Origin of the sequence: Niabella agricola (genome assembly GCF_021538615.1) — a bacterium.
In the GTDB taxonomy this organism is placed as follows: domain Bacteria; phylum Bacteroidota; class Bacteroidia; order Chitinophagales; family Chitinophagaceae; genus Niabella; species Niabella agricola.
In genome coordinates, this window is sequence record NZ_JAJHIZ010000003.1 from 397,068 (window position 1) to 421,510 (window position 24,443).

The following is a 24,443-nucleotide window of genomic DNA, read 5'->3' on the forward strand; positions in this document are numbered from 1 at the left end:
CAAATATACAATAAATCACTCCCTGGCAGCCCTACAAATTACCGCTTTTTTCAATGCGGCCAAACCGGATTTTTATATCATGTCCTCCCCCGGCCCTTTTTCTTGATGTTACAATACCAATCGTATGCGCATCAAACTGATACATACTTTGCCATAGAGTTTGTGTCCAGTCGGTTTGAAAAAGTACCGGATGATTCCAGGGCATGGGCTGTTTTTTCCAGGTACGCCCATAATCGCCACTCACCGTTACCATTCCCAGGTTGGACGAAAGCAGGAGGTTCCCATCCAAAAGCGCCAACACATAGGGCGCCGCCTTTTGATCCGGTGCTTTTGTTCCCAACCCTTCTTCCCAGCGAAGGCCATCTGCACTTGTTTTACAATAGATGCCACATTCCTCCGGACCACAAACCTCGTATACCGCAATGAAGTTCCCATTTTGCATCCGGTCTACAACCGGCATACCGGGCCTCGATTGCGGATGGCCGGGTGTATGCGCCACCCATATTTCCTTTCCCCAGGTTTTTCCAAAATCGTCCGAAACTTTTTGCGCAATGATCTGGCTATAAGAAGGCGACGCTGTAACATGCTTTTCACTGGCATACATCACTGCCAGCCGCCCATCTTTTAAAAAATAAAAATGCGGCTCATAAATGCCTTTGTCGGGTTTTCCCAGGGCACCCGGGGCACCTTCGTTGGCATCGATGACGCTGAGCAGCTGCCAGCTGCTTCCATTATCAAGGCTCTTATATACGGGCAGCCGGTATGACTCCTGCCACCGAACCGATCGGCCTGCCAGCAACACCGTTCCATCCGGTAAACGGATCATCTGCGCATTGTCCAGATCCCTCCCCGGATCTGTGATCCAGCTGATGGGCTTCCAGGTTTTTCCCCGGTTACGGCTTTCTGCAATTTCCAGTTCCAACCCACCTTTGGGATCCTGCCGGTAGCCCTTGTTGCGCAATACTGTATAGGCGGCCAGCCAGTGATCTTTCGCAAGCTGCAACAGTCTTGGGTATTGCGCTCCATAGTTCGGCAATACTTCTCCGGATGTAGTTTTCCGGTAACCGGTACTAACGGTCACACTATCTGTCCATCGTACGGAAACAGCCGGAGTCTTTTGCTGTACCACAACAGGCCATCCGTTCCGGTACTCGATCCGGTCGATGTACATAATCCTTCCGTATCGCTTTTGATCAAATGCATCTTTCGGTATCGCGTGGTAGGCGATCCATTTTTTACCGCTCCAGTCTTTTATGATGGAGTTATGTCCGGGAGCAATGATCGCGTCATCACTTTTGAGAATCACACTGCTTTTGTTGGCAGCCACCATTCCCAGGCGCGTATACGGGCCCTGGATATTCCTCGATCGGGCCACCATTACCGCATAGTGCGCATCAATGCCGCAACAATTATCCCCCGAGTAATACAGGTAATAATAGCCGCCATTATAATCGATCCAGGCACCTTCCACCAGTCTTCCATAATCCTTATCGGCTCCCGCCTGTATCACGGCCCGGTCGGCTGATCCCGTTGCAAATCTTGTCATCGACGGATCCATCTCGCGGATCCGCAGCGGCTGAAAGCCCGATCCCCAAACCATATAAAATTTTCCGGATTGCGGATCCCTGATCACCATCGGGTCAATGGCTTCAAATTCGGGTCGCACAATCAGTGGTTTTCCGGAATCTTTAAAAGGCCCCTCCGGCCGGTCGGCAAAAGCCACACCAATGGCCTTGCCCGCGGCGGTATCCACCGTTTCAGCAGAATAGAACAGCACATATTTCTTCAGGTATTCATTGTACAAAACATGCGGAGCCCAGAAATCCTTATATCCCCATACCGGCTTTTCCGGCAGCGCATCTCCGATGATCTCCCAGTTTTCCAGGTCTTCAGAAACGGCTACCTGTATATGAAAGAATTTTCCGGCCGGACCGGAGTTGGTAGCATACGCATAATACTTTCCGCCGGCAGCAATTATGGTAGGATCGGGAAAATCTGTATGGATGACCGCCTGGCGCTGGGCACCGGCCTGCAGCCAACACACCATCGCCAGGAAACAAAGAACTTTTTTCATGTTATTTCTTTTTCGATGGCTCTGGTAAAGGCGTACTTGTTGGCAGCGGGCGACCAAAATCCGGTGTACCATCTCTGCGCCAGGTAAACTGTTGTGCACGGGGTGAACGGTGCCCGCCGCATCCCTGACCAGGTTGCGGGTTGGCATGATAAAGGATCCAGTCTTCTTTACCATCCGGCGATTTGAAGAAGGAGTTATGCCCCGCAGCATACACGCCGTTTTCAGGAGCGGCTTTAAATACGGGCTCGGGACTTTTTACCCAATTGTTCCGGTTGAGGAGATCTTTATTATCCTTAAGGGTTAGCATACCCAGTGTATAATTTTCGGTCCAGCAGCCACTGGCCGAATACACGATAAAAATACGGTCGTTGCGGATCAGGAATTGCGGTCCTTCATTTACATACACATGATCGGGTGTTTCGCCCTTCAGGTATCCGTATTTTTCCCATTTGTGCTCGGGTTCCGAGATCAGCACCCGCTCCCCTTCGATCGTCCAGGGATTGCTCATTTTGGCGATATAAATATTCTGCTGGCCGTTGGTGTCACCCGCCCATCCGGACCAGATCATATATAGCTGCCCTTTATATTCAAACACATCTCCGTCAATGGCCCATTTATCTGATGGATCCGCCACTTTTCCTTTAAACACCCATGCTCCCTGCATCGGGTCTGCAGCGCTGTTTTCGAGCACATACATGCGGTGGTTGTGATTATTGCCGTCATCGGCTGCAAAGTACATATACCATTTGCCGCGCAAAAACAGGATCTCAGGTGCCCACAGCTCTTTTGAATACCGGGTATTACGCGGCGGTGTCCAGATGGTTTTTTGTTCCGCATTTTTCAGGTCGGAAAGATTCCGGGTCTTCCATAATACCAACCGGTTCTGTGCGGTATGGGTATAGTAATAATAGCCGTCCTTATAAAAACTGTAAGGATCTGCACCGGAAGGTAACAAGGGATTGGTAAACCTGTGTACAGCTGTAGTTGTTCTGGAGCCGGAACACCCGGCCATCATTATCACAAAAAGGAGAAAAGAAAAAAATCGAATCATTATTGAAGATTTAAAAATCGGAATGTTTCAGGATCAGCGGTGATGGTTTCATTTTGATTTTGAGGCAGCAGCATCTGTATGATGGCAGTTTTACGGGGACCTACCTTTGTGCTGGAGAAATGGGTATGCAATACGTACTGCCAGTTGCCTTTTTTATCTTTAAAAAGATCGCCATGACCTGTGCCATTAAAACCCGTATTTTTTTTTGAGATGATCGGATTTCCCGGCTCCTTTTTCCAGGGGCCCACCGGAGCGGTGCTTGTTGCCACGCCGATCGCATAGTCCGGATTCCGAAAATCGTTTGCCGAGTAAAGCATGTAATAGCGAGCTCCTTTTTTTAAAACCGTGGGGCCTTCTGTAACCCCCCATTTTGCAGCTGCCGTATTTTCCCAGGGATCTGCGGCATGCACACATTCGCGGGCGGTTGCCTCCTTTATATGTTGCAACGTTGCATCCATTTCCGCAACAAAAATCCGGTTGCCCTCCTGCAGCCGCACATGATACAAATAGACCCTTCCCTTATCAAAAAACACAAAGGGATCGATCATCCGTACCGGGGCTTCCAGGGGCTTTAACTCCTTTTGTTTAAAGGGCCCCAGCGGGCTCTCGGCCATAGCAATGGCGATGTGCTCGTTCGCCGTATAGGCCATATAAAAACGTCCCTTATAGGTAAATACCTGCGGTGCCCAGAATCCCCTGGTTCCAAACGCCTCACCGGGCGTCAGAACCGGCCCTGCGGCTTTCCAGGTCAACAGATCCGTGGAAGTATATGCCGTAAATCCGTTGTTAGAGTTATGCCCGTTGGTACCATAGAGATAATAGACGCCTTTGTGGTAAAAGATTGTCGGATCTGCTACCAGCGGGTTGGGAGCTTCGGGCAACTGGCCCGCCACTTTAAAAGACGTTGTTGCCAGGCAGATCAGGCAGCTAAAGAAAAATCGATACACGTGTTGCAGGGTTTTGCAGTTCAAGATACAGAAACCGAAGATCGAAAAAAAGTCTTTATGAGCGTTCTCCGGGACTATTTATCCGGATCCCCGTTCGTGATGCGACACAAACGGGGATCCGGTTTCAGGAAACAACTACTTGTTTTTAATTTCCCATGTTATGGTTTCCCGGTCATGGATTTTATAAAGTCCACTTCTTCCTGTTTATAAGGGGTACCGTCCTTCCTGAATATATCATGGAACCACAGCGGCGGTTCTCCGGTATAGGTTTTTGTCCAGCTATCCCACGGATAGATAGTTTGTGATTTACCATCTACAAATCCCCAGTTGATCATGGCCACTTTATATTCCTTACCAATAGGCAACGAGCTCTGGAACGTACTCTTATTCGGCCGTGCCATATACTCGGTGCACCACATGGGTTTGTTGTATCTTTTCAGCTGGCTGATCTTTTTGCGAAGCGTTACCGAATCATCATAACAATGAAAGGAAACGATATCCGACTCTTCCAGCTGCAAGCGCTCGATGGGCTTCAGCGTGCTGTCGGCCTCCCAGTTGCCCGCCCAAACACCGGAGGTAAGGGGTTGTGAAGGATTGGCACTACGGGCCCATTCAAATGTTTTTTTCAGCAACGGCAATACCAGTGCTACCTTATTGGGGATTTCAACCTTTTCGTAGGATGCGCCGGTCATATTGTCCGGTTCGTTCCAAACATCCCAGGCAACAATTCGTTGATCATTGGCAAACTTACCAACAATGGATTTCACATACTGTTCCAGTGCGGGGTATTGGGTAGAATCTTTCAGCACGGCCTGCCCGGGGCTTTGTACCCACCCGGAGTTATGCGTAAACGGTTTGGGATCTCTTTGTTTGCCGGCTTTGGGAAAGGGGTCCCAGCAGGAATCGAAGATCGTAAACAGTATTTTTATTTTATGACGGTCGGCAATTTCCAGGAACTTATTGATCCGGTCATAAAATCCCTGCTCGTCATTTTTAAACACCAGATCATGCAGGTATACCCGCATTACATTCATCCCAATAGAAGCAGCTAAAGCCAGTTCCTTATCAATAGTAGCCGTATCAAAGGTTTCTGCCTGCCACATTTCCAGCTGGTTGATGGCGGTACTCGGCAAAAAATTGGCCCCTACATACCAGGGTTGGTTGGCATACCAATCGTTGGCCTGCTGCGCGCTCCATATGGCCCGGGCAGCAACCGGTTCTTCAGTTTCATCGCCGCCTCCGGCTTCCGGGTTGTTACAGGAAGCGAACAGCAGGACCGCGGCTACCCATACCATTGTTTTTTTCATCACATGTCTGAGGTTCAACTTTTTCATAATTGCACTATGGTTTTATATAATTGTTTTATTGCTGAAGCATGTATTCATTTTACGATGAACGGCCGTACTGCCCCAAATTTCCCAAATTGTTTTAGATCAACGGCAGCAGTACCGGGCTTCTTTTGACAGCCCCCGCATTCATCAATAACCCGGATTCTGTTTCAGGTTTGGATTGTTCAACACTTCTGTTTGCGGTAACGGCAGGCGTATATGTTTACCCACGGTAAAGTTTTTAAAATCCGGATCCCGCTGTGCTACCACATCCACTTTCTGCTGCGTTTCCAGGTCGCCCCAGCGTTTCAGATCGGCCCAGCGTACGCTTTCGCCACAAAGCTCCAGGGCCCGCTCCACCTTTAACCGTTCACGGAAATTATCCTTACTTAAAATAGCCGTGGGATATGCTGTGGCCAGCGATGCCATTCCCGACCGGGCCCTTACCTGGTCTACATATGGCACTGCAGTAACGGTTTGCCCCAGTTCATTCAATACTTCTGCATACATCAATAAAATATCCGCATAGCGAACCAGCCGGTTATTTACCTCCGAATAATAATCCTCATTATTGCGATAGTAGTCTCTCGAGTATTTTTTAAACCAGGCTTCATCCTGACCCCATTTCCCCTCTGCCCAGGTTTTGCCATATATCTTATCTCCGAAATCTTTTTCCAGGTCAGGATAAAACAGGGAGTAGCGCAACCGTGGATCAATTTCTCCACTAAGCGTTTTTTCTTTTTTAAACTCCTGCACCAGCCAGAAGCGGGCCTGTCCATCGGACCAGCCGATGCCGCGCGGCGCGAAGAATTGGGTCCGGTTGCTTCCCATATTGGCGTTCACACCGTCGCCCTCCCCTGTTTTGTTGGCATCGGAAAACTGGATCTCAAATACAGATTCCGCGTTATTTTCCTGTGTTGCCCGGAAGTTTTCTTTAAAGTCTACCAACTGGTACAATCCCTTTCCTTCGCCTGTAAAGAAATAATCCAGGGCGGTTTTTGCCTCAGCCCACTTATGTTGCTGCATATACATCCGCGCCAGGTAAGCATTTACAGCGCCCTTGGTAGGACGTCCTGCATTTGGATTATCCCAGGTTACCGGAAGGTCCGGCAATGCCTCTTTGAGATCTTTTTCAACCTGGGTCCACACATCAGCTAATGTACCGGCAGGGGGTGTATATCCCGGATCATCCAGATGCGGATCGGTCATTACAGGCATGTTTTCCCAAAGCAACGCGCCATAAAAATAATAAAACGCTCTAAAAAATTTTGCCTGGGCCAGGATGGCCGCTTTTTTCTTTTCGTCCGCAAAAGGGATATCCGGAACAAATTTCAATACCTGGTTTGCCCGGAAGATGGCTTTGTAGGTATCTTTCCAGGTGTTTCCATTGCCTTCGAAAAAATTATAATTTACATAATTAAAACGCGTCCAGTCTGCCAGTTCCACCCAGGGACTCTTGCTCATTCCCTCATCGGAGGTAAGGTCCAGCCTGAAATAGATCCAGCGGTTCCAGCTGCCGTTCTGATAAAACATCGCATAAATAGCATTCACCCCTTTCTGGGCATCATCTTCTGTTTTCCAGAACTGTGAAACCGGCATGGCGTTCGGGTTTAACTGGTCCAGCACGGATTTACTGCAGGAGCTCAGTAACAGTACAATTAGTATAATGAATAAACTCTTTTTCATCGGAATATTTTTTAGTAGTTACCGGTATGTTACCAACCGGAATAGCACTTTAATCAGCTCGTTTTAAAAACCGAAGTTTAATCCTACAGAGAACGTTTTAAGGTTGGGATATGCACCAAAATCATATCCTCTTTCATAAATATTCGTATTGTTAAACTCAGGATCCAGCCCGGTATATTTGGTAATAGTGATTAGATTCTGACCGGAAACGGATAATTGCGCATTGGTAAACCCGATCTTTGAGAGCCATTCTTTTGGCAGATCATAAGACAGGCTGATCAGCTTTAACCGAACGAAAGAACCGTTCTCCAGCCAGCGGTCAATATCACCTCTTGAATTTAATGTGGAAGCATATAATGCCCTTGGGGTATTTGTATTAGGGTTTTCGGGTGTCCAGGGTTGTATGCCTTTGCGATAGTTGGCGTTATCAGAAAAACCGTCCATTGCAATGCGCGGGCCATTGATCACCTTGGCACCAAAAGAACCAAACCAGTCCATTGCCAAAGCGAACCCCTTATAAGAGCCAAACAGGTTAAGCCCGGTTTCGAATTTTGGCCATGCATGTCCCATATCCATTTTATCGCTGTTGGTAATCTGTCCGTCATCATTCAGATCAATAAACCGCAGGTCGCCCGGTTTTGCATTGGGTTGTATCACCTGCCCCTTTGAGTTTTTGTAATTGTTCACTTCATCCTGCGTTTGGAAGATTCCATCTGTTTTCAGCAGGTACCAGATCCCCAGCGGCTGCCCCACGGTGGTGCGGGTCAGCCCGGTATAAAGGTCATTACCCTGGTAGCCCAGCTTCAATACCTTATTGCGCACGGATGTAAAATTCAGCGTGCCCCTGTATTTAAACTCATCCGCATTGTCCTGGTACGTTAATGCCAGTTCCAGGCCATTATTTTGCAGCGAGAGGGCATTTACCAGCGGGTTACCGCCATCATTACCGGTGGTCATTGCAATCGGTGCCTCATAAAGCACATCACGGGTTTTTGCAATAAAATAATCCCCGGTTAAAGTTAATTTATTGTTGAGCACCGAAATATCAAATCCATAGTTTTGCTGCTCCAGCGTTTCCCAGCGAAGATCGGGATTGGTAAGTTTAACCTGTGTTCCAAGGTGCTCTATATGCTGATCTTTTCCCATGGCGATGGTTGGGAATGTATTGATCACAGGGAACGGGTCATAATACCCGATATTGGAGCTACCCAATGTACCATAGTTCGCTCTTAACTTTAAATCACTGATCCAGCTTACGTTGAAGAATTTTTCCTCACTGATGCGCCATGCGGCGGAAACGGAAGGAAAATAACCGGTTTTATGACCGGTACCCAGTCGCGATGTTCCATCGTAACGTAATACGCCGTTTATCAGGTAGCGGTTATCATATGCATACTCTACCCGGCCAAAGTAAGAGATCAGATCCGCTTCCTGGCGGTAGCCGCCCAATTGTCCGCCATCACCCTGATCCAGCACATCATAATAATGACCAGAGGCATCCTGTACAATATTGCGTTTTGATCCCCAGATCTGGGCATAATTTATTTTCTGATAAGATTGCCCGGCAATAGCTGTAATATCGTGCTTTCCAAACTTTTCCTTAAAGGACAGTGTATTTTCAACCAGCTTATTTTCATAAGAGGCCCGGTTCTCATTGGCAATAGAAGGATCATAGGACTGGTTTAGGGTCCAGTAACCATCTTTTTTCAGGTATTTATAATGATCCCGGCTGGTTTCATAACCCAGGTTCAGCCGGTACTTTAAAAACGATGTAAATTTCAACTCGCTCCACAGATTGCCTCTCACACGAAAGTTGTCTACTCCAGAATTGACAATATTGGCTATTGCCAGCGGGTTGGTACCAAAGGTTCTCGCTTTTTGTTCATCGCCATATCCATACCCGCCAGGGTGCGTATTATCATACACTGGTATTGTGGGCAACAAGCGGTACACATCTACCACCGGGTTGCCCTGCATGTCAGCCACATTGGCATTGCTAATTGCCAGGTTTTCTCCGATACTAAATATACCTTTTGAGCCCTGTGTATTTACACGCAGATTATACCGGTCAAATTTTGTTCCGATCACCGTTCCTTTGTTTCCGAAATAGCCGCCGGAAACATAATAAGAACCGCTTTCACCACCTCCGGAAAAACTCATATTCAGATCTTTCATGGATCCTGTGCGGAACGCTACATCCTGCCAGTTGGTATTAACAGTACTATCCAGTTTCTGTCGCGGAACGCCTGCGTTATCATAGGCCTGGTAATTCAGCTTTATGAACTCGGGTGTTTCCATCAGGTCATACAGCGGCATTTTCTGAACAGTATACCGAGCCGACGCCTGGATCTGCATTGGTCCACTTTTCCCTTGCTTTGTCGTAATAATGATCACCCCGTTTGCAGCTCTGGACCCATAAATGGCAGCTGCAGAAGCATCTTTCAGAATCTGGATGGACTGGATGTCGAAACTGTTAAAGTCACGATTCGCGTCGGTGATCAACCCGTCGATCACATACAGCGGGGTGGTTCCTGTAAGATTTTTTGCACCCCGAATCTGTATCAGCGCTTCCGAACCCGGCCGGCCACCGCCTCTTACGCGAATACCGGTAACCAATCCCTGCAATGCTTCCGCCACCGTGGTAGACTGACGCTTTAATACATCCGAAGTCCTTACAACGGATACTGCACCCGTCAGGTCTTTTTTCAATTGTGTTCCATAACCCACCACTACTACTTCATTAAGATCCGTAGCGGACGACTTCAGTACCACATTGATTTCAGACTGGCCCTTTACCGGTATTTCCTGGGAAGTATACCCAACATTGGAAACGACGAGCGTGCCATTAGCCGGTACAGTAATCCGGTACGCTCCGTTTTCTCCTGCCAAAGTTGAGTTGGTTGTTCCTTTCACAGAAATACTGGCACCGATCAACACAGCTCCTCGTTCATCGGTAACCGTACCGGTAACCGGTTGTGCATTCTGTGCCGTTACTGTATTAAATAAAGAGCAGAAAAAAAAGAAGAACAATAAATACTGCCCGTAACGGACCCAATCCGATGGCATTTTAAATCTACATTTCATATAGCGTAAAATTTAACAATCAACGTTCTCTCAAAAGTAGCATACTCAAAACCTGATCCTTCCATATTTTGTCTCAATCTTTCATCAAATTGTATCAACCAAATCCCAAATGTTAAAAGACAAGATCCAAAAGCAAAATACAAACTGACAAAAGACAAAATCCAAGAACCAACTTCGGATACGGCACCGAAATCTAAAGGCTGAGCATCGACTGCTGACAGCCAAAAACACCGAATAAGAAATTTTATGTAGGTTTGAAAAAAATCAGTTCCGGTTGTACACCCGTATCATTCATTGCCTGTTACTTTGCCTGGGGATGGCCTTTTCGCTCGGGGCACAACCATATTATTTTGAACATTTCCAGGTGGAAAGGGGCCTGTCGAACAATACGGCCACCTGCATCATCCAGGATAAAAAAGGGTTTATCTGGATCGGCACCAAGGACGGGCTGAACCGTTTTGACGGCTATAGTTTTAAAGTGTTCCGTAATATTGCCGGTGATACCACCAGCCTGGGAAATAATTCGGTCTGGCAACTGCATGCAGGAAAAGACGGAACCATCTGGGTGGGAACCGAGCACGGCATTTATGCATACAATCCCGAAAATGAAACCTTCTCACATTTACGCAACACACCGCGGCAACTGGTACGGGCCATCGCTGAAGACCAGCAAGGCAATCTCTGGGTGGTAATCAATTTTAAACTTTACCAGTTTCCCCGAAACGGCCATGAAGCCCGGCTGCACCGGGGCGAAGGAAGGGAACTGTGTACCACACTTACCGTTTCCAATAACAACGAGCTTTGGATGGGTACCCTATCTGGTATGGTAGGGCGCTATGACACGACCACCGGCCAATTCCATTTTCGGTCGGTCTTTGCTCATTCACGCCCTGCCGTATCTACCTGGCTGGAACGGATCTACGATACCGGCGAGGGATATTTTTTGATTGGCACCGCCACACAGGGCATTAAGAAATTTAATGTTGCCTCCGAAACCTATGAGGACCTTCTCACCTTTAATACCGATAAGACAGAAATTTATGCCCGGGATTTTGTGCAATCGAAAGCGGGTGAATACTGGATCGCAACCGAAAGTGGTATTTATATTTACAATGCGCAGCAGCACCGGTTTACCAACCTGAAAAAAAACTATCAAAGCCCCTATGCGCTTACCGACAACGCGGTTTATTCTTTTTGCAAAGACCGCGAAGGAGGTATCTGGATCGGCACGTATTTTGGCGGGATCAATTATTATCCAAAAGAGATTCCCGTTTTTGAAAAATATTTCCCCGGAAGCGGGCCTGGCTCCATTCGTGGAAATGCTGTCCGCGAGATCACATCCGATAACATGGGGCATCTGTGGATTGGAACGGAAGATGAGGGATTGAATAAATTTGACATCGCTTCCGGTACCTTTACAAATTTTAAGCCTACCGGTGCAAACACCGGCATCGCGCATACCAATATCCACGGCCTGCTGCATGAAGGACAGCGCCTCTGGATCGGCACTTTTGAGCATGGCCTGGACCTGATGGACCTGCGCACAACATCTGTGATCCGCCATTTTACCGCCGGACCAGGTCCCCATGACCTGCGCAGTAACTTTATTCATAGCTTGTATAAGACATCCGACAACCGGGTTTGGATTGGCACTTCCAATGGCATTTACATTTACAACGACCGCAATCATAACTTTATATCACCGGGTTACTTCCCCAGAGGGGGATTTTATTCCAGCATACTGGAAACAACGGATGGCACCATCTGGGCCGGTACCTTCCAGGACGGGCTGCATTACTACAATCCCCGGAAAAATATTTTTGGACGACTGCAGGTGGTACAACAGGGTAAGGACCGGCTTGCAGAGAACCGGATCACCTATATCCATGAATCGTCTGACAAAACACTTTGGATTGCAACCGAAGATGGTCTGTACAACCTTCATCCTTTCACTAAAAAAGTAAAAATTTATACCACAGCAACCGGGCTTCCCAGCAACCTTATTTATACTATTACAGAAGACGACCAGCGCCGGCATTGGATCACTACTTCCAAAGGCCTGGTATTATTGGATCAACACAACCATACGCTTCGCACATTTACCAAAACAAGCGGGTTGCTGGGGGATCAGTTCAATTACTCCTCCGGTTTCAAAGCTTCGGATGGCCGTATTTACTATGGCAGTGTGAAAGGGATGATCAGCTTTGACCCGGCCCAACTGCAGCCCGACAATTATATCCCGCCGGTTTATATTACCAACTTTTCGGTGTTCAATGTACCCTTAACCATTTCCACGCGTAAGGGAGCCTTGTCACAATCGTTGTTACTTACCCGTCACATTACACTGACGCATGACCAGTCTACATTCAATATCGATTTTGCAGCCATTAATTTCACCGCTCCCGACAACGTGGAATATGCTTATAAGCTGGAAGGACTGGATAAAGACTGGAACTATATAAAGACCAACCGGAGCGTTTACTTTACCAATCTGCCGCATGGCGAATATGTTTTTAAGGTACGCTCCACCAACAGCAGCGGCCGCTGGCAAAATAACGAGCGAATGCTTCGCATTACCATTCGTCCGCCCTTATGGAAAACACCATTTGCCTACCTGATGTATTTATTATTAGCCGGTTCCGCAACCTACCTGATCGTTCGCACTTACCGCCGTAACCTGGCCAACAGGCAAAAACGAAAAATGCAACTGTATGCTATGCAAAAAGAAAAAGAGCTGGTGGAATCAAAAATTGATTTTTTTACCAAGGTAGCGCATGAAATACGCACACCGCTTACATTGATCAAAGCCCCGCTGGAAAAGATCTCGGGGCAAATTGACAAAACACCGCAAACAGAAAAATACCTCAACAGCATGCATCGGAATACCGAACGGCTACTGGAACTAACCAACCAGCTTCTCGACTTCCGCAAAATCGAGGAAAAACAACTGTCGCTGAATTTTATAAAAACGAATATCACCCAGTTGCTGACGGATATCTGGAGCAGTTTTCAACCCACTGCTGAAAATAAGAATATCGATTTCAGGCTTACGGTTCCTCCCTCCCCCTTCCATGCGTTTGTAGACCGCGACGCCTTCACAAAAATCATCAGTAACCTGCTAAATAATGCACTGAAATACGGGAAAACGAACGTATCTACAAAATTAACAGAACCCGGCCCGGATAAGCATTTCAAGATTACTATCAGCAATGACGGCGATCCGATTCCCTTTGCCGACCAGCAAAGGATCTTCGAACTGTTCTTCCGCTCAAAACGCACGGAAACCATTGCAGGAACCGGTATCGGCCTCTATCTTGCCAAATCGCTTACCGAATTGCATCAGGGAGACATCCGACTTGTAAATGATGAAAGACAGGTTTGTTTTGAGCTGGCATTTCCGGATCACCTGGAGATGGCATCGCAAACCAACCGTTAAAATTTTGTGCGATTGTGAAGCCTGCCGGATTTATAAAACCAATTTATCCTAGCTTTTACCTGCAGTTTAATTAAATTTACCGCTTATTGTCTATTTGAACGATTTATACATATGAAACAACGACTTGCTTTTGTAACAATTCACAACAACCCTGTATTACATTTTCTGATTTTATTTTGCTCCCTGTTGGTGTGGGGCCATACAATGGCTCAAACAAAAAGTGAACCGGCGATTATACCGCGGCCCGCGGTTGTAACCACACAGCCGGGCTACTTCCAGTTGAATACAGCCACAAAAATTGGCGTTTCCGCCGGTAACGCACCCGCCCGTAAACTGGGCGAAATGCTGTCGCAGGCAGTAAAAGATCAAACGGGGCTTTTCATTCCGGTAACAGAAAAAAAGGGGCCTGCACCCAATACACTTTTTATTGAGCTGGTGTCACAACCGGATTCACTGGGTAAAGAAGGTTACCAGCTAAACGTTGATAACAAAGGGATCATACTCCGCGCATCTGAAAGTAGTGGCGCCTTTTACGGGATACAAACGTTGTTGCAATTACTGCCTGCTGATCCGGAAGCGCTGGCAAAGCGCCCGGTGCAGATCCCGGCTGTAACGATTAAGGACCGGCCGCGTTTTGAGTGGCGGGGGTTGATGCTGGATTGCGGCCGTTACTATTACTCCATGAACTTTTTAAAAAAGCTGATCGACTACATGGCGATGCATAAAATGAATGTGTTTCACTGGCATCTTACGGAAGATCATGGCTGGCGGCTTGAGATCAAAAAATATCCAAGACTGACAGATATCGGTGCCTGGAGAACCGCTACGGAATTCTCCCAGGGGCGGTTAAACGGTACTCCCACCGGCGGTTATTACACACAGGCACAAGCCAGGGAGCTGGTGGCCTACGCTGCGGAGCGCTATGTAACCATTGTACCGGAAATAGAAATGCCCGGGCATGCTTCTGCCGCATTGGTTGCGTATCCCGAACTGTCCTGCACCGGCGGTCCCTTCAAAACCCTTACCCGCTGGGGCATTCAAAAAGACATCTTTTGTGCCGGCAATGAAAAAACCTTTGCTTTCCTGGAAGACGTGCTTAAAGAAGTAACGGCTATTTTTCCGGGAGCCGTTGTTCATATGGGTGGAGATGAAGCACCTAAGGACCGCTGGAAAAGCTGCCCCAAGTGCCAGACACGGATTCGTGAAGAGCACCTGAAAGATGAACACGAATTACAAAGCTATTTTGTAAAGCGTGTTGAAAAAATATTTACTGCTCAAAAAAGAAATTATATCGGGTGGGATGAGATCCTCGAAGGCGGGCTGGCGCCCAACGCCTGGGTAATGAGCTGGCGCGGAATTAAGGGTGGCATTGAAGCCGCCCGGCAGGGACACAATGTGGTGATGACGCCCTATGATTATTACTATCTTGATTATTATCAGGGGAAACCCTCCCTGGAGCCCAATGCCATTTTTGATCACGCCATCAATACCCTGGAAAAAGTGTATGGCTTTGAGCCCTGCCCCCAGGAGCTAACAGCGGATGAAGCCCGTTTTATAAAAGGCGTGCAGGGAAATGTGTGGAGCGAATTCATCCATACGCCCGAAAAAGTAACATACATGACCTTTCCCCGTGCTGCAGCGATTGCAGAAACCGGGTGGACTCCAAAGGACCGCAAGCAATGGACCGACTTTACCCGGCGCATGGAAACACAATACAACCGCTACGATCTTCTGCACATCAACTACGCGAAAAGCGCTTATAATGTATGGCAGACCACCATTCTTGACAGCGTTACCAATACAGCAACCATCAGTTTCAAAACCAATAGTTATCAGCCGGAAATCCGGTATAGCACCGATGGCAATGAGCCTACAGCTCAATCTACATTATATGCCGGACCCTTTAAGGTTAAAGCCCCGGTATTGATAAAATCGGCAACGTTTAAAAACGGAAAGATGGTCAGCAACGTGTATGAAGAAGCGGTGCTCAGCAAATAAGGCGAAATAAAAAGAAATCCAGCCGATCTTCGCAGATCCATTGCAGTGCAAATGCCGGGCAATTGCTTTCTGCATTCATCTGCTGAAAAAATCAGCGCCGGTCTGCGGGAAACGAGTGGATGCTACTACAAAAAACAACAAAGCGGCTTGTTTTTTTACCGCATCAGTAAATGATCTTACCTTCCCGCTGATCTTCGCAGGTCAAATACAGCACAAATCCCGGCCGGTTGCCGCCACGTTCACCACGGAAAAATCAGCGCCGGACTGCTGGAAAGAGGTCAAACAGATTTAAAAATTAAAATCTTGAATCACACAGAGCACAGTAATCGCCCCGATATGTTTACCATTCTGCTGGTAGACGATAACGAAGAGATTCTCGACTTCCTGAAAGATGACCTGGAAGAGAAATATGCTGTTCTGACAGCTACGAACGGCCATGAAGCCATAGAGCAGTTGAATACGCATATTGTGCACCTGATCATCAGTGATATTATGATGCCGGGAATGGACGGACTGGAATTTTGCGATTATGTAAAATCACATTTCGAATGGAGCCATATCCCCATTGTGTTGCTGACCGCAAAAAATACACTGCAATCAAAAATAGAGGGGCTGGATGCCGGTGCCGACGCCTACATAGAAAAACCATTTTCCCCGGAACATCTGAACGCGCAGGTGGCCAGTTTGCTCAGCAACCGGATGAAGCTGAAAGACTATTTTGCCCAATCGCCGCTGGCGCATATTAAAACCATGGCGCATACAAAGATGGATGAGCAGTTTTTAGAAAAGCTGCAACAACTCATTGAAGCGCATTTGTCCGATACGCTCCTGGATGTTGAATTCCTGGCGCAACGGCTCAACATGAGCCGGCCCACCCTTTACCGGAAAATAAAATCCATTTCTGATCTGTCGCCCAATGAAATGATCAATCTTACGCGGCTAAAAAAAGCGGCCGTACTGATCAGTCAGGGACATCATCATATGAATGAAATCGCAGAAACGGTGGGCTATAATTCCCTTACCCAGTTTGGACGGAACTTTCACAAGCAATTCGGCATGACCCCCACGGATTATGCAAAGAAAATGAACCCTTAAGCTGCCGATAACTGTACCATTGCACGGGCCGCTACAAAACCGGAGCTCCAGGCATGCTGAAAATTGTATCCGCCGGTAATCCCATCCACATCGATCACCTCGCCCGTAAAAAACAGCCCCGGAACTTTTTTGCTCATCATAGTTTGCGGATCCAGATCCGGAAGAATAATGCCTCCTGCAGTAACAAACTCATCCTTATAGGTTGTTTTTCCCTCAACCGGCAACTCAAAAGTGCCGATGTTTTTGATCAGCTGGTTTTGGTTTTTTGAAGGCAGATCGGCCCAGCGTTTTTGCGCATCAATGCCGGACTGCTCCAGCAAAAATTCCCATAAACGGTTTGGCAATCCCAGTTGATTTTTGCTTCCCACCTTTTGTGCCGCCTTTTCCAACCGCCATTGCCCCATGCGCTCCCTTAATAAAGGCTCGGGAACCTCCGGCAGCCAGTTGATAATCGCCCTGAAGTTCCAGTTCAACGCCGCCAGCTCCCGGGCGCCCCAGGCGCTTAGCCGCAACACAACCGGTCCGCTGATGCCCCAATGGGTGATCAGCAACGGTCCGCGCTGTTGCAGTTTTGTACCGGTCACTGTAACCTTTGCATCAGGTATACTTACGCCCATCAATGCGGTAACGGGATGGCGGGGGCTGTTAAATGTAAATAAAGAAGGCACCGGTTCTGCTATCGTGTGCCCCAGGTTTTTTAACCATTGGAACTGTTCAGTCCTGGGAAAACCGCCGCAGGCCACGCATACATAGTCGCCATGGAACACTTCTTTGGCCGTATAAATGGCAAACCCTTCAGCGGTTCGCTCAAGCCCTGTTACCCCGCACTGCATGCGGATCTCCACACCATACCTGCCCGCCTCATTCAACAAACAATCGATGATGGTTTGCGAGGAATCCGACACCGGGAACATACGGCCGTCGGCTTCTGTTTTCAGTTGCACTCCCCGGTCCTTAAACCAGGCAATCGTATCGTTGGTAAAGAACTGGTGAAACAATTTTTTCACAAAATGCCCGCCGCGCGGATAACGCCGGGTCATCTCTACAATATCATAACAGGCATGAGTTACATTGCAACGCCCGCCCCCGCTGATCTTTACCTTAGATAACAGTTTATTGCTTTTTTCAAGAATGACTACCTTCAGCTGCGGGTTCATGCGCGCAGCATTTACAGCGCAAAAAAAACCCGAAGCCCCTCCTCCAATGATATAAACTGTTTTTCGCAATGTTCAATTTTTGCCAAAGATAAGACACCGGATTTTTAGTCATACTGTCATTTCAAAAGCAGTCAGCTTTCATCCGGACTCCTGCTTGCTGTTTAAACTCCCGGGGGGTAGACAGCATGAAAACAAAAACTATTGGCCGTTTTAGTAAGTTGTAATATTTTCGGTCTGAAACAGCAACATATGTCTTTCTGTAAATGCTCTTGTTTTCTTATCGTATGCTGGGCTGCCTTGTCCTGTTCTGCCCAATCCTATTCCTTCCCGATTCTGCGATCCGGAGCAGACTACCAGGATGCTGTCCGTAAAAACGCTGATAATCGCCTGGTGGAACTAAAAACCAAGATACCCGGTATGGTTTATGATCTCCGGTATGCCACTACCGATAATTTTATGCACCGCCTGATGTACCCGCGAAACACACACGTTACTTTTTTACGAAAGCCGGCTGCCGAAGCGCTGGCTGCGGTACAGGCAGCGCTAAAACCGGAAGGGCTGGGATTAAAAATATTTGATGCCTATCGCCCCTTTTCCGTTTCCGAAAAGTTCTGGGAGCTGGTAAAGGATGAACGGTATGTGGCCAACCCTGCAAAAGGAAGCAACCATAACCGGGGAACAGCGGTAGACCTAACATTGATCGATCTCAAAACCGGCAGGGAATTACCAATGGGTACGGGGTTCGACAATTTTACCGATACCGCACATCATAGCTTTACCGCATTGCCGCCACAGGTACTCCGTAACCGCGAGCGTTTAAAAAACGTAATGCAAATGCATGGCTTTAAGCCCCTCGATTCCGAGTGGTGGCACTATACGTATGCCACCGGAGCCTTTGATGTGCTGGATCTTTCATTTAAACAACTCAATAAATGTCCTAAATGATCGTTGACCGTTTTCACATCCTCACCGGCGGACCGGGATCAGGAAAAACCACGTTGCTGACCGTACTGGAAGGCCCGTATTTTCATATTGTACCGGAAGTAGCCCGGGAGATCATCCGCGAGCAAATGGCAGCCGGAGGCACCGCGTTGCCCTGGAAAGATCAGGACCTTTACACCAGCCTGATGCTGGAGCGATCCCTAGAAAGCTATCAGGCAACCCTAAAACAGCTACAAAGCAACCCAAATCAGCACTTTTTCTTCGATCGCGGTATACCCGATACCCTGTGTTATGCCACCCTTACCGGCCAGGGCATTTCTGAAGACATGAACAAAGCAGCATCAATACACCGGTACAACCCAACCGTATTTATGTTACCTCCCTGGAAAGAAATTTATACCACCGATACCGAACGGAAACAAAGCTGGGAGGAAGCAGTGGTTACCTATGAACAGCTGAAAGCAACTTATACCAATTATCAATATAAAGTAGTGGAAGTACCAACCGGCCCCCCGCAGCAACGCAGTAATTTTATTATCGCAAGCCTGGGACTTTAATTATACCGGCAGCCATCAGTTATACGAATCCCGTTGCGGCATCAGCAACTGCAGCAAAAAACTAATTCCCCAAACTAGTAAGGCCCCGATGGCATTCAGCCACAGGAATCCCAGTGCAATCACTTTGTATTCATTCAGAAAAAATAAAACAACCACGATCAGTTCGGCAATCATAGCGGCCCAGAACACTGCATTTCCCTTTATTTGTTTGGAGTAAAACGCAACCAGGAAAATACCGAGGATCGTACCATAGAACAGCGAGCCCAGCACATTTACCACTTCTATCAGGCTGTTGCCCCAATTGGAAACAAACATGGCCACAGCAATACAGAAGAGTCCCCATAAAAGCGTATAGTGCTTTGAAATCCGGTAGTCCTTTTCATCCGGGTTCTTTTTTGCGGAAAACCGTTTATGAAAATCGATCACTGTACTGGATGCCAGGGAATTCAACGCAGCAGCAATACTTCCCCAACTGGCAAGGAATATAATGGCAATGATCAGTCCCACCAGCCCGGCCGGCAAATAGTCCACCACAAAATGCAGGAAAATATAGTTGGTATCATTATCCGCCCCTCCGTTCTTTTTTACCAACCCTTTGATCTGCATCCGCACCGTATCGGTTTCCTGCTGAAGTGCCTGCAGCTGTTGAAAAACCGTTTCCTGCTGACCGGGATACAATGCCAGCGCCGCATTCTTCCGTTGCTGAATGGATTGCAGTTCCAGCTTTAAATGATGCAGGGAGTCGCTGTAGACCGATTGTTCCAGCCGTTTTAATTCCAGTTCATTAAAAAATGCCGGCGCTTTATTGAACTGGTAAAACGCAAAAACCAGCACGCCGATCAATAAAATAAAGAACTGCATGGGTACCTTTACAATTCCGTTCATCAACAGCCCCAACCGGCTTTCCGTAAGGCTCCGGGCGGTAAGATAACGGCCCACCTGCGACTGATCGGTTCCAAAATAGGACAATAAAAGGAAAAAGCCACCAATCATACCGCTGAAAATATTGTACCGGTCGCCCCAGTCAAATGTGCCCTCCCTGAATCCGGAGGTGAGTACATTCATCTTTCCCAGCTTTCCTCCAACCAGCAATGCATCGCTGAACCCAATACCGGGCGGCAGGTCTTTTACTATAAAATATCCGGCCGTAACCATAGCGCCGATAATGATCAGGAACTGGAAGGTTTGGGTATAGGCTACCGCGCGGGCGCCGCCGGTAACGGTGTATATGATCAGCAACCCGCCCATAAAAAGATTGGTAAGATAAATATTCCAGCCCAGCAACACAGACAGGATAATGGAAGGCGCATAAATGCTGATACCGGTAGACAGTCCCCGTTGCAGCAGAAACAGGAAGGAGGTTAGCGTCCGGGTTTTCAGGTCGAAGCGCTGCTCCAGGTATTCGTAAGCCGTAAATACTTTAAGCCGGCTAAAAACCGGAACAAAGGAAATGCAAATAACAATGGCAGCCAGCGGTAACCCGAAGTAATACTGAACAAACCGCATACCGTCCGTATAAGCTTGTCCTGGTGCTGCAAGAAACGTGATGGCGCTTGCCTGGGTGCCCATGATACTCAGCAGGATCAGGTACCACGGCATACTGCGATTGGAAAGGAAATACCCGTCGAGGTCACGTGTGGTGCGGCTTTTATATACCCCGTAAAGGATGATGGCAGCCAATGTTATAACCAGTACAAACCAATCCAGTGATTTCATGAATAGTTTTTTGTAATCCAGTAAAAGCAGGCAATCAGCAGCAACAGCACCAGGATCACAAGCACATACCATCTTGTCCAGGACCCGAGCAGGGGCGCTTTTTCTTCATCTTGTATATCCTTATTCTGTTGCATTTATCTGCGTTAAAGATTCATCATCCGTATCCCGCCGTTCCCATTCACTGTTGCCTATTCATGATTCAATGCCGTTTTCCTAAGCGCTTTTATGATTGCCGCAGATACGCTGATTGCGTCGGTGGCGGCGGCTCTGCGCTATTTTGAGTACTACTAAAGCTGTTACCAAATCTGCGCATCTGCGCTTTAAGGAAACAACATTGATCCCCTATTCACCATTGCCTATTCGTCCCTCTCACCGCTTCGCCCGCAAACTATTCATAAATACGATCCCCAGCCCGATGATCAGTCCCAGCATCAGTCCCAGCCTTATTTTTTTTATAAGTGTTCCTACTACCAGCCCGATCACGATGGCCACCAGAAACGCCATTTCGCCCCGGCGGATACCCATGAATTCCTTTTTCTTATCTGCCATTTATAGTTGTTGAAGTCTGCGAATTTAGCGCAATAATATTTGCAAATAAACGAATCGCTCCCGGAACAGCCGCCGGCAATTGCCGGAAGAACGCAAGTCCGCAGTAGGTAAAGTACCCTTTTCCGAATCTCCCTGTCAGCAAGGCGCCGGAGTCTTCCGGTTCACCCGGATCGCGCATGGCCAATACCGGTGTCAAATGCGCATCCCACCCCGCACCATGATAGGTGCTGCGCTCCTGCACCCAGCCGAGGAAGTCCTCCGGAGTAATTTTATTCGGATAGTTCAGCACGGGCATGGAAGCATCTATAAAGCGCACCGCAGCCCGCTCATCCGTGATCCGGTTTCGTGAAATGGAAAAATCATAGGGGCCTATCTTTGCTTTTACGGGTCCGATATTATTGTTGGTATTGTATTGCACAATCAGGTTCCCTCCATTGCGTACATAGTTCATTAACTGGTTATACGCATCATTTAACCATTCGTGGATATTATAGGCCCGCACGCCGGTTATGATGGCATCAAAGACCGAAAGATCCGTTGTCATCAGCCGGTTCCGGTCCAGCAATACCACCTGGTACCCCATCGCCGTCAATACATCCGGCACCTTATCTCCGGCGCCGGGTATATACCCGATCGTTTTCCCGGATGTTTTCAGATCGATATTGAGCAGCTTAACGGAATCGGTAAAGAAATAATTGATATAAGGTATATGATCGTAATGAATCGATTTGAGTGCCTGTGAATATTTTTTCCCCGGCGCTGCCTGATCCCAAACCGTTCCGTATACCGCGGTTACCGGCTTTGTCAGCTGCTGGTTGCTCACGGGCACCTGCATCCCCGTGCCGGTATCTGCCACGGCTGCTGCAGTTTCAGGAAGCCCCGTTACCCCCCCACCCGGTTGTCCCTGCAACGGTTTGTTGATCACCGGTTGAAGTTTTAACAGCCGGGTTTCGGTCTTCCCTTTTTGAAAAAGTACCAGCTTTGGCGTTAACTGTACCGTCACTTTGGGAGCTACGATCAGCGGTTCGTATAATTCTCCTTTCACCGGATCGGTAAAATTATACAATACCGGCTCTGTAAAGGTGAACGGAACATCTTCCACCGTAATCGTTATTTCGGCCGTGTAAGCCGGAATGGCATCCGGGCTGCCGATCTGCTGTTGATCCCGCACGGTATAATTCGCCGGTTCCATTGGATTGCGCAGCCAGTAGGGCTGTGTAAGCGCTGCCGTATCGGCAATAGCCACAGTTACCAGCTGGTTTACATTCCGGTTCTTTTCCAGTAACTGGTCCGGGGTTGAAATACTGTTACCGATCTTTAAGCGCTTCAGCAGCACCCGGGCATCCGAACGGTTAATGATATTGGCGTTTAGTTTTATGGTTTCCCCGGGGAACACCATCTGCACGCTGCTGGTAGCCCGCATAAACAGGCCGCAGCACTGGCGGATGAGCTCCTGGACTTCTTCCATTTTTTTATGCTTCCAGTAAGACGCCGGCAATTGCGCCATCTGCTGATACAGCGCCGCTAGCGGCTTTATGGATGTTTCCGGGTTCAAAACCGAGAACCCCGCCTCTATTTTAGTTACAGCTTCCGCGATCTTTTTCCCCTCCGGACCGATACGGTTCCAGCTTAGATCAACACCGTCCATCAGGCCCTTCTCAGGTGCACTACCGCCGGTGGTTTTAAAATATTCCCAGCTCTCCCCCCGGGTTCCGGCAGAACCAAATCCCTGGCTCTTATGCTGACTCCGGCTGAGCGCTGCCATTTCCCCATAGCTTTTTCCAAGGGGAGCATTGTAGCCACCGGCATCAATTTTAAACTGGGAAGGAGCGGTAGTATTGGTTCCCCCGAAGTTAAAGGTGTTCCATAAGATCCGGCGTGCCTGCCAGGGCTTTACATATTGCAGTTGCTCCGGGTACTGGCGCGGATCTGCTGCCAGCCTGAACGCTTCATTGGCAAGAATCGCAGATGCGGTATGATGCCCATGGCCGCCTTCTCCGGTGGTAGGAAACCGGGTAATGATCACATCCGGCTGAAACTTCCGGATCACCCAAACCACATCACTCAGAACCAGCGCCCGGTTCCAGATGGTAAATGTTTCCTCCGGATTTTTTGAAAATCCAAAATCAAAGGCACGTGTAAAAAATTGCTCGCCTCCGTCGATCCGTCGGGCTGCAAGCAATTCCTGTGTGCGGATCAGCCCCAATTCGATGCCCTGCTCCTCTCCGATCAGGTTCTGCCCCCCGTCTCCGCGGGTGAGCGATAAATAACCAGTACGATAAAATTTTTCATTTGCAAGGTAGGTAATCAACCGCGTATTTTCATCATCCGGGTGTGCGGCCAGGTAAAGCACGGAACCCAGCACGTTGAGCTTCCGGATGCCCTGCAAAATTTCGCTGCCCGACCAGCTCCGGGGCCCCTGGGCAAAGACTGTTCCACAAAAACAAGCTAAGAACAAAGAATACACAATACGCTTCATCTTACGAATATACAATGGAGAGTTGAGAATCGAGATTCCAGAGTTGAGAATTGAGAAGTCAGATTCGAGATTTCAGATTTGAGAATTCAGAATTCAGATTCGGATTTCGGATCTGAGCTCGTATTGCTTTATATTATGCTTAGCTCAATTCTCACAACTCAATCAGAAACTTTTTTTACCTTTCGCTAAATTTCAGTTACATGCGCTATTCCATTGCTACCGGCATCTTGCTATTGTTGACGGCCTGCACCGCCGCAAAAAAAAACGGCCGGCCCGTCCGCTTCCGGTATCGACGCCTATCATTATACCATTACTAAAAACAGTATTGCATCCAACGGAGCTGT

General features: G+C 48.0%; 16 protein-coding genes. 5 read left to right on the forward strand and 11 right to left on the reverse strand.

Annotation, left to right across the window (positions count from 1 at the left end; genetic code table 11):
- Nucleotides 1-31 precede the first annotated feature (31 nt).
- The 6 genes from LL912_RS07135 to LL912_RS07160 all read right to left on the reverse strand — a co-directional run bounded on the left by LL912_RS07135 (nt 32) and on the right by LL912_RS07160 (nt 10,170).
- The gene (locus tag LL912_RS07135; protein ID WP_235552891.1) at nt 32-2,074 is read right to left on the reverse strand and encodes a family 43 glycosylhydrolase; all 2,043 of its coding nucleotides are present in this window, start codon (nt 2,072-2,074) and stop codon (nt 32-34) included.
- A 1-nt stretch (nt 2,075) separates the two neighbouring features.
- Nucleotides 2,076-3,125 carry a glycoside hydrolase family 43 protein gene (locus LL912_RS07140; RefSeq protein ID WP_235552892.1) on the reverse strand — a complete coding sequence of 350 codons (1,050 nt, stop codon included), beginning with the start codon at nt 3,123-3,125 and terminating at the stop codon, nt 2,076-2,078.
- Nucleotides 3,125-4,072 (reverse strand): glycoside hydrolase family 43 protein, encoded by a 948-nt coding sequence (locus tag LL912_RS07145; RefSeq protein ID WP_235552893.1) that lies wholly within the window; start codon nt 4,070-4,072, stop codon nt 3,125-3,127. Before LL912_RS07145 ends, LL912_RS07140 begins: the two co-directional genes overlap by 1 nt.
- 158 nt (nt 4,073-4,230) lie before the next feature.
- Complete coding sequence (locus LL912_RS07150) at nt 4,231-5,406, reverse strand: glycosyl hydrolase (RefSeq protein WP_235552894.1); 1,176 nt, start codon at nt 5,404-5,406, stop codon at nt 4,231-4,233.
- 144 nt (nt 5,407-5,550) lie between these two features.
- On the reverse strand, nt 5,551-7,086 hold the full coding sequence (locus tag LL912_RS07155; RefSeq protein ID WP_235552895.1) for a RagB/SusD family nutrient uptake outer membrane protein: 1,536 nt from the start codon (nt 7,084-7,086) through the stop codon (nt 5,551-5,553).
- A gap of 63 nt (nt 7,087-7,149) precedes the next feature.
- Nucleotides 7,150-10,170, reverse strand: a complete 3,021-nt coding sequence (locus tag LL912_RS07160; protein ID WP_235552896.1) for a SusC/RagA family TonB-linked outer membrane protein — start codon at nt 10,168-10,170, stop codon at nt 7,150-7,152.
- A gap of 274 nt (nt 10,171-10,444) precedes the next feature.
- On the opposite strand from LL912_RS07160, the gene LL912_RS07165 reads away from it, so the two are divergent.
- From LL912_RS07165 to LL912_RS07175, 3 genes are all read left to right on the forward strand, one after another.
- On the forward strand, nt 10,445-13,606 hold the full coding sequence (locus LL912_RS07165) for a ligand-binding sensor domain-containing protein (protein WP_235552897.1): 3,162 nt from the start codon (nt 10,445-10,447) through the stop codon (nt 13,604-13,606).
- 204 nt (nt 13,607-13,810) lie between these two features.
- A complete protein-coding gene (locus tag LL912_RS07170) occupies nt 13,811-15,604 on the forward strand; it encodes a beta-N-acetylhexosaminidase (protein ID WP_235552898.1) in 1,794 nt (597 codons plus the stop codon).
- A gap of 336 nt (nt 15,605-15,940) precedes the next feature.
- Complete coding sequence (locus LL912_RS07175) at nt 15,941-16,699, forward strand: response regulator (protein WP_235552899.1); 759 nt, start codon at nt 15,941-15,943, stop codon at nt 16,697-16,699.
- On the opposite strand, the gene LL912_RS07180 is transcribed toward LL912_RS07175, so the two are convergent.
- Nucleotides 16,696-17,925, reverse strand: coding sequence for a BaiN/RdsA family NAD(P)/FAD-dependent oxidoreductase (locus LL912_RS07180; protein WP_235552900.1), 1,230 nt, complete (start codon nt 17,923-17,925; stop codon nt 16,696-16,698). The two genes, LL912_RS07175 and LL912_RS07180, sit on opposite strands and share 4 nt — an antisense overlap.
- 180 nt (nt 17,926-18,105) lie before the next feature.
- Between LL912_RS07180 and LL912_RS07185 the strand changes: the two genes are divergently transcribed.
- Both LL912_RS07185 and LL912_RS07190 read left to right on the forward strand, forming a co-directional pair.
- Nucleotides 18,106-18,801: a M15 family metallopeptidase gene (locus tag LL912_RS07185; RefSeq protein ID WP_235552901.1), complete on the forward strand. Its 696-nt coding sequence runs from the start codon at nt 18,106-18,108 to the stop codon at nt 18,799-18,801.
- Nucleotides 18,798-19,355: an AAA family ATPase gene (locus LL912_RS07190; protein ID WP_235552902.1), complete on the forward strand. Its 558-nt coding sequence runs from the start codon at nt 18,798-18,800 to the stop codon at nt 19,353-19,355. The genes LL912_RS07185 and LL912_RS07190 overlap by 4 nt, the downstream gene beginning before the upstream one ends.
- 15 nt (nt 19,356-19,370) lie before the next feature.
- Here LL912_RS07190 and LL912_RS07195 read toward each other — a convergent pair whose 3' ends face one another.
- The 4 genes from LL912_RS07195 to LL912_RS07210 all read right to left on the reverse strand — a co-directional run bounded on the left by LL912_RS07195 (nt 19,371) and on the right by LL912_RS07210 (nt 24,099).
- Nucleotides 19,371-21,071 (reverse strand): sodium:solute symporter, encoded by a 1,701-nt coding sequence (locus LL912_RS07195; RefSeq protein ID WP_235552903.1) that lies wholly within the window; start codon nt 21,069-21,071, stop codon nt 19,371-19,373.
- Nucleotides 21,068-21,205 carry a hypothetical protein gene (locus tag LL912_RS07200; RefSeq protein WP_235552904.1) on the reverse strand — a complete coding sequence of 46 codons (138 nt, stop codon included), beginning with the start codon at nt 21,203-21,205 and terminating at the stop codon, nt 21,068-21,070. Before LL912_RS07200 ends, LL912_RS07195 begins: the two co-directional genes overlap by 4 nt.
- Nucleotides 21,206-21,440: 235 nt before the next feature.
- Nucleotides 21,441-21,620, reverse strand: coding sequence for a hypothetical protein (locus tag LL912_RS07205; protein WP_235552905.1), 180 nt, complete (start codon nt 21,618-21,620; stop codon nt 21,441-21,443).
- A complete protein-coding gene (locus LL912_RS07210) occupies nt 21,610-24,099 on the reverse strand; it encodes a PIG-L family deacetylase (protein ID WP_235552906.1) in 2,490 nt (829 codons plus the stop codon). The genes LL912_RS07205 and LL912_RS07210 overlap by 11 nt, the downstream gene beginning before the upstream one ends.
- Nucleotides 24,100-24,443 lie beyond the last annotated feature (344 nt).

Coding starts and splice junctions, on each gene's coding strand:
- LL912_RS07135 (WP_235552891.1), bottom strand. CDS start 2,074: ATGAAAAAAGTTCTTTGTTTCCTGGCGATGGTGTGTTGGCTGCAGGCC.
- LL912_RS07140 (WP_235552892.1), bottom strand. CDS start 3,125: ATGATTCGATTTTTTTCTTTTCTCCTTTTTGTGATAATGATGGCCGGG.
- LL912_RS07150 (WP_235552894.1), bottom strand. CDS start 5,406: ATGAAAAAGTTGAACCTCAGACATGTGATGAAAAAAACAATGGTATGG.
- LL912_RS07155 (WP_235552895.1), bottom strand. CDS start 7,086: ATGAAAAAGAGTTTATTCATTATACTAATTGTACTGTTACTGAGCTCC.
- LL912_RS07160 (WP_235552896.1), bottom strand. CDS start 10,170: ATGAAATGTAGATTTAAAATGCCATCGGATTGGGTCCGTTACGGGCAG.
- LL912_RS07170 (WP_235552898.1), top strand. CDS start 13,811: ATGGCTCAAACAAAAAGTGAACCGGCGATTATACCGCGGCCCGCGGTT.
- LL912_RS07175 (WP_235552899.1), top strand. CDS start 15,941: ATGTTTACCATTCTGCTGGTAGACGATAACGAAGAGATTCTCGACTTC.
- LL912_RS07185 (WP_235552901.1), top strand. CDS start 18,106: ATGTCTTTCTGTAAATGCTCTTGTTTTCTTATCGTATGCTGGGCTGCC.
- LL912_RS07190 (WP_235552902.1), top strand. CDS start 18,798: ATGATCGTTGACCGTTTTCACATCCTCACCGGCGGACCGGGATCAGGA.
- LL912_RS07195 (WP_235552903.1), bottom strand. CDS start 21,071: ATGAAATCACTGGATTGGTTTGTACTGGTTATAACATTGGCTGCCATC.
- LL912_RS07200 (WP_235552904.1), bottom strand. CDS start 21,205: ATGCAACAGAATAAGGATATACAAGATGAAGAAAAAGCGCCCCTGCTC.
- LL912_RS07205 (WP_235552905.1), bottom strand. CDS start 21,620: ATGGCAGATAAGAAAAAGGAATTCATGGGTATCCGCCGGGGCGAAATG.
- LL912_RS07210 (WP_235552906.1), bottom strand. CDS start 24,099: ATGAAGCGTATTGTGTATTCTTTGTTCTTAGCTTGTTTTTGTGGAACA.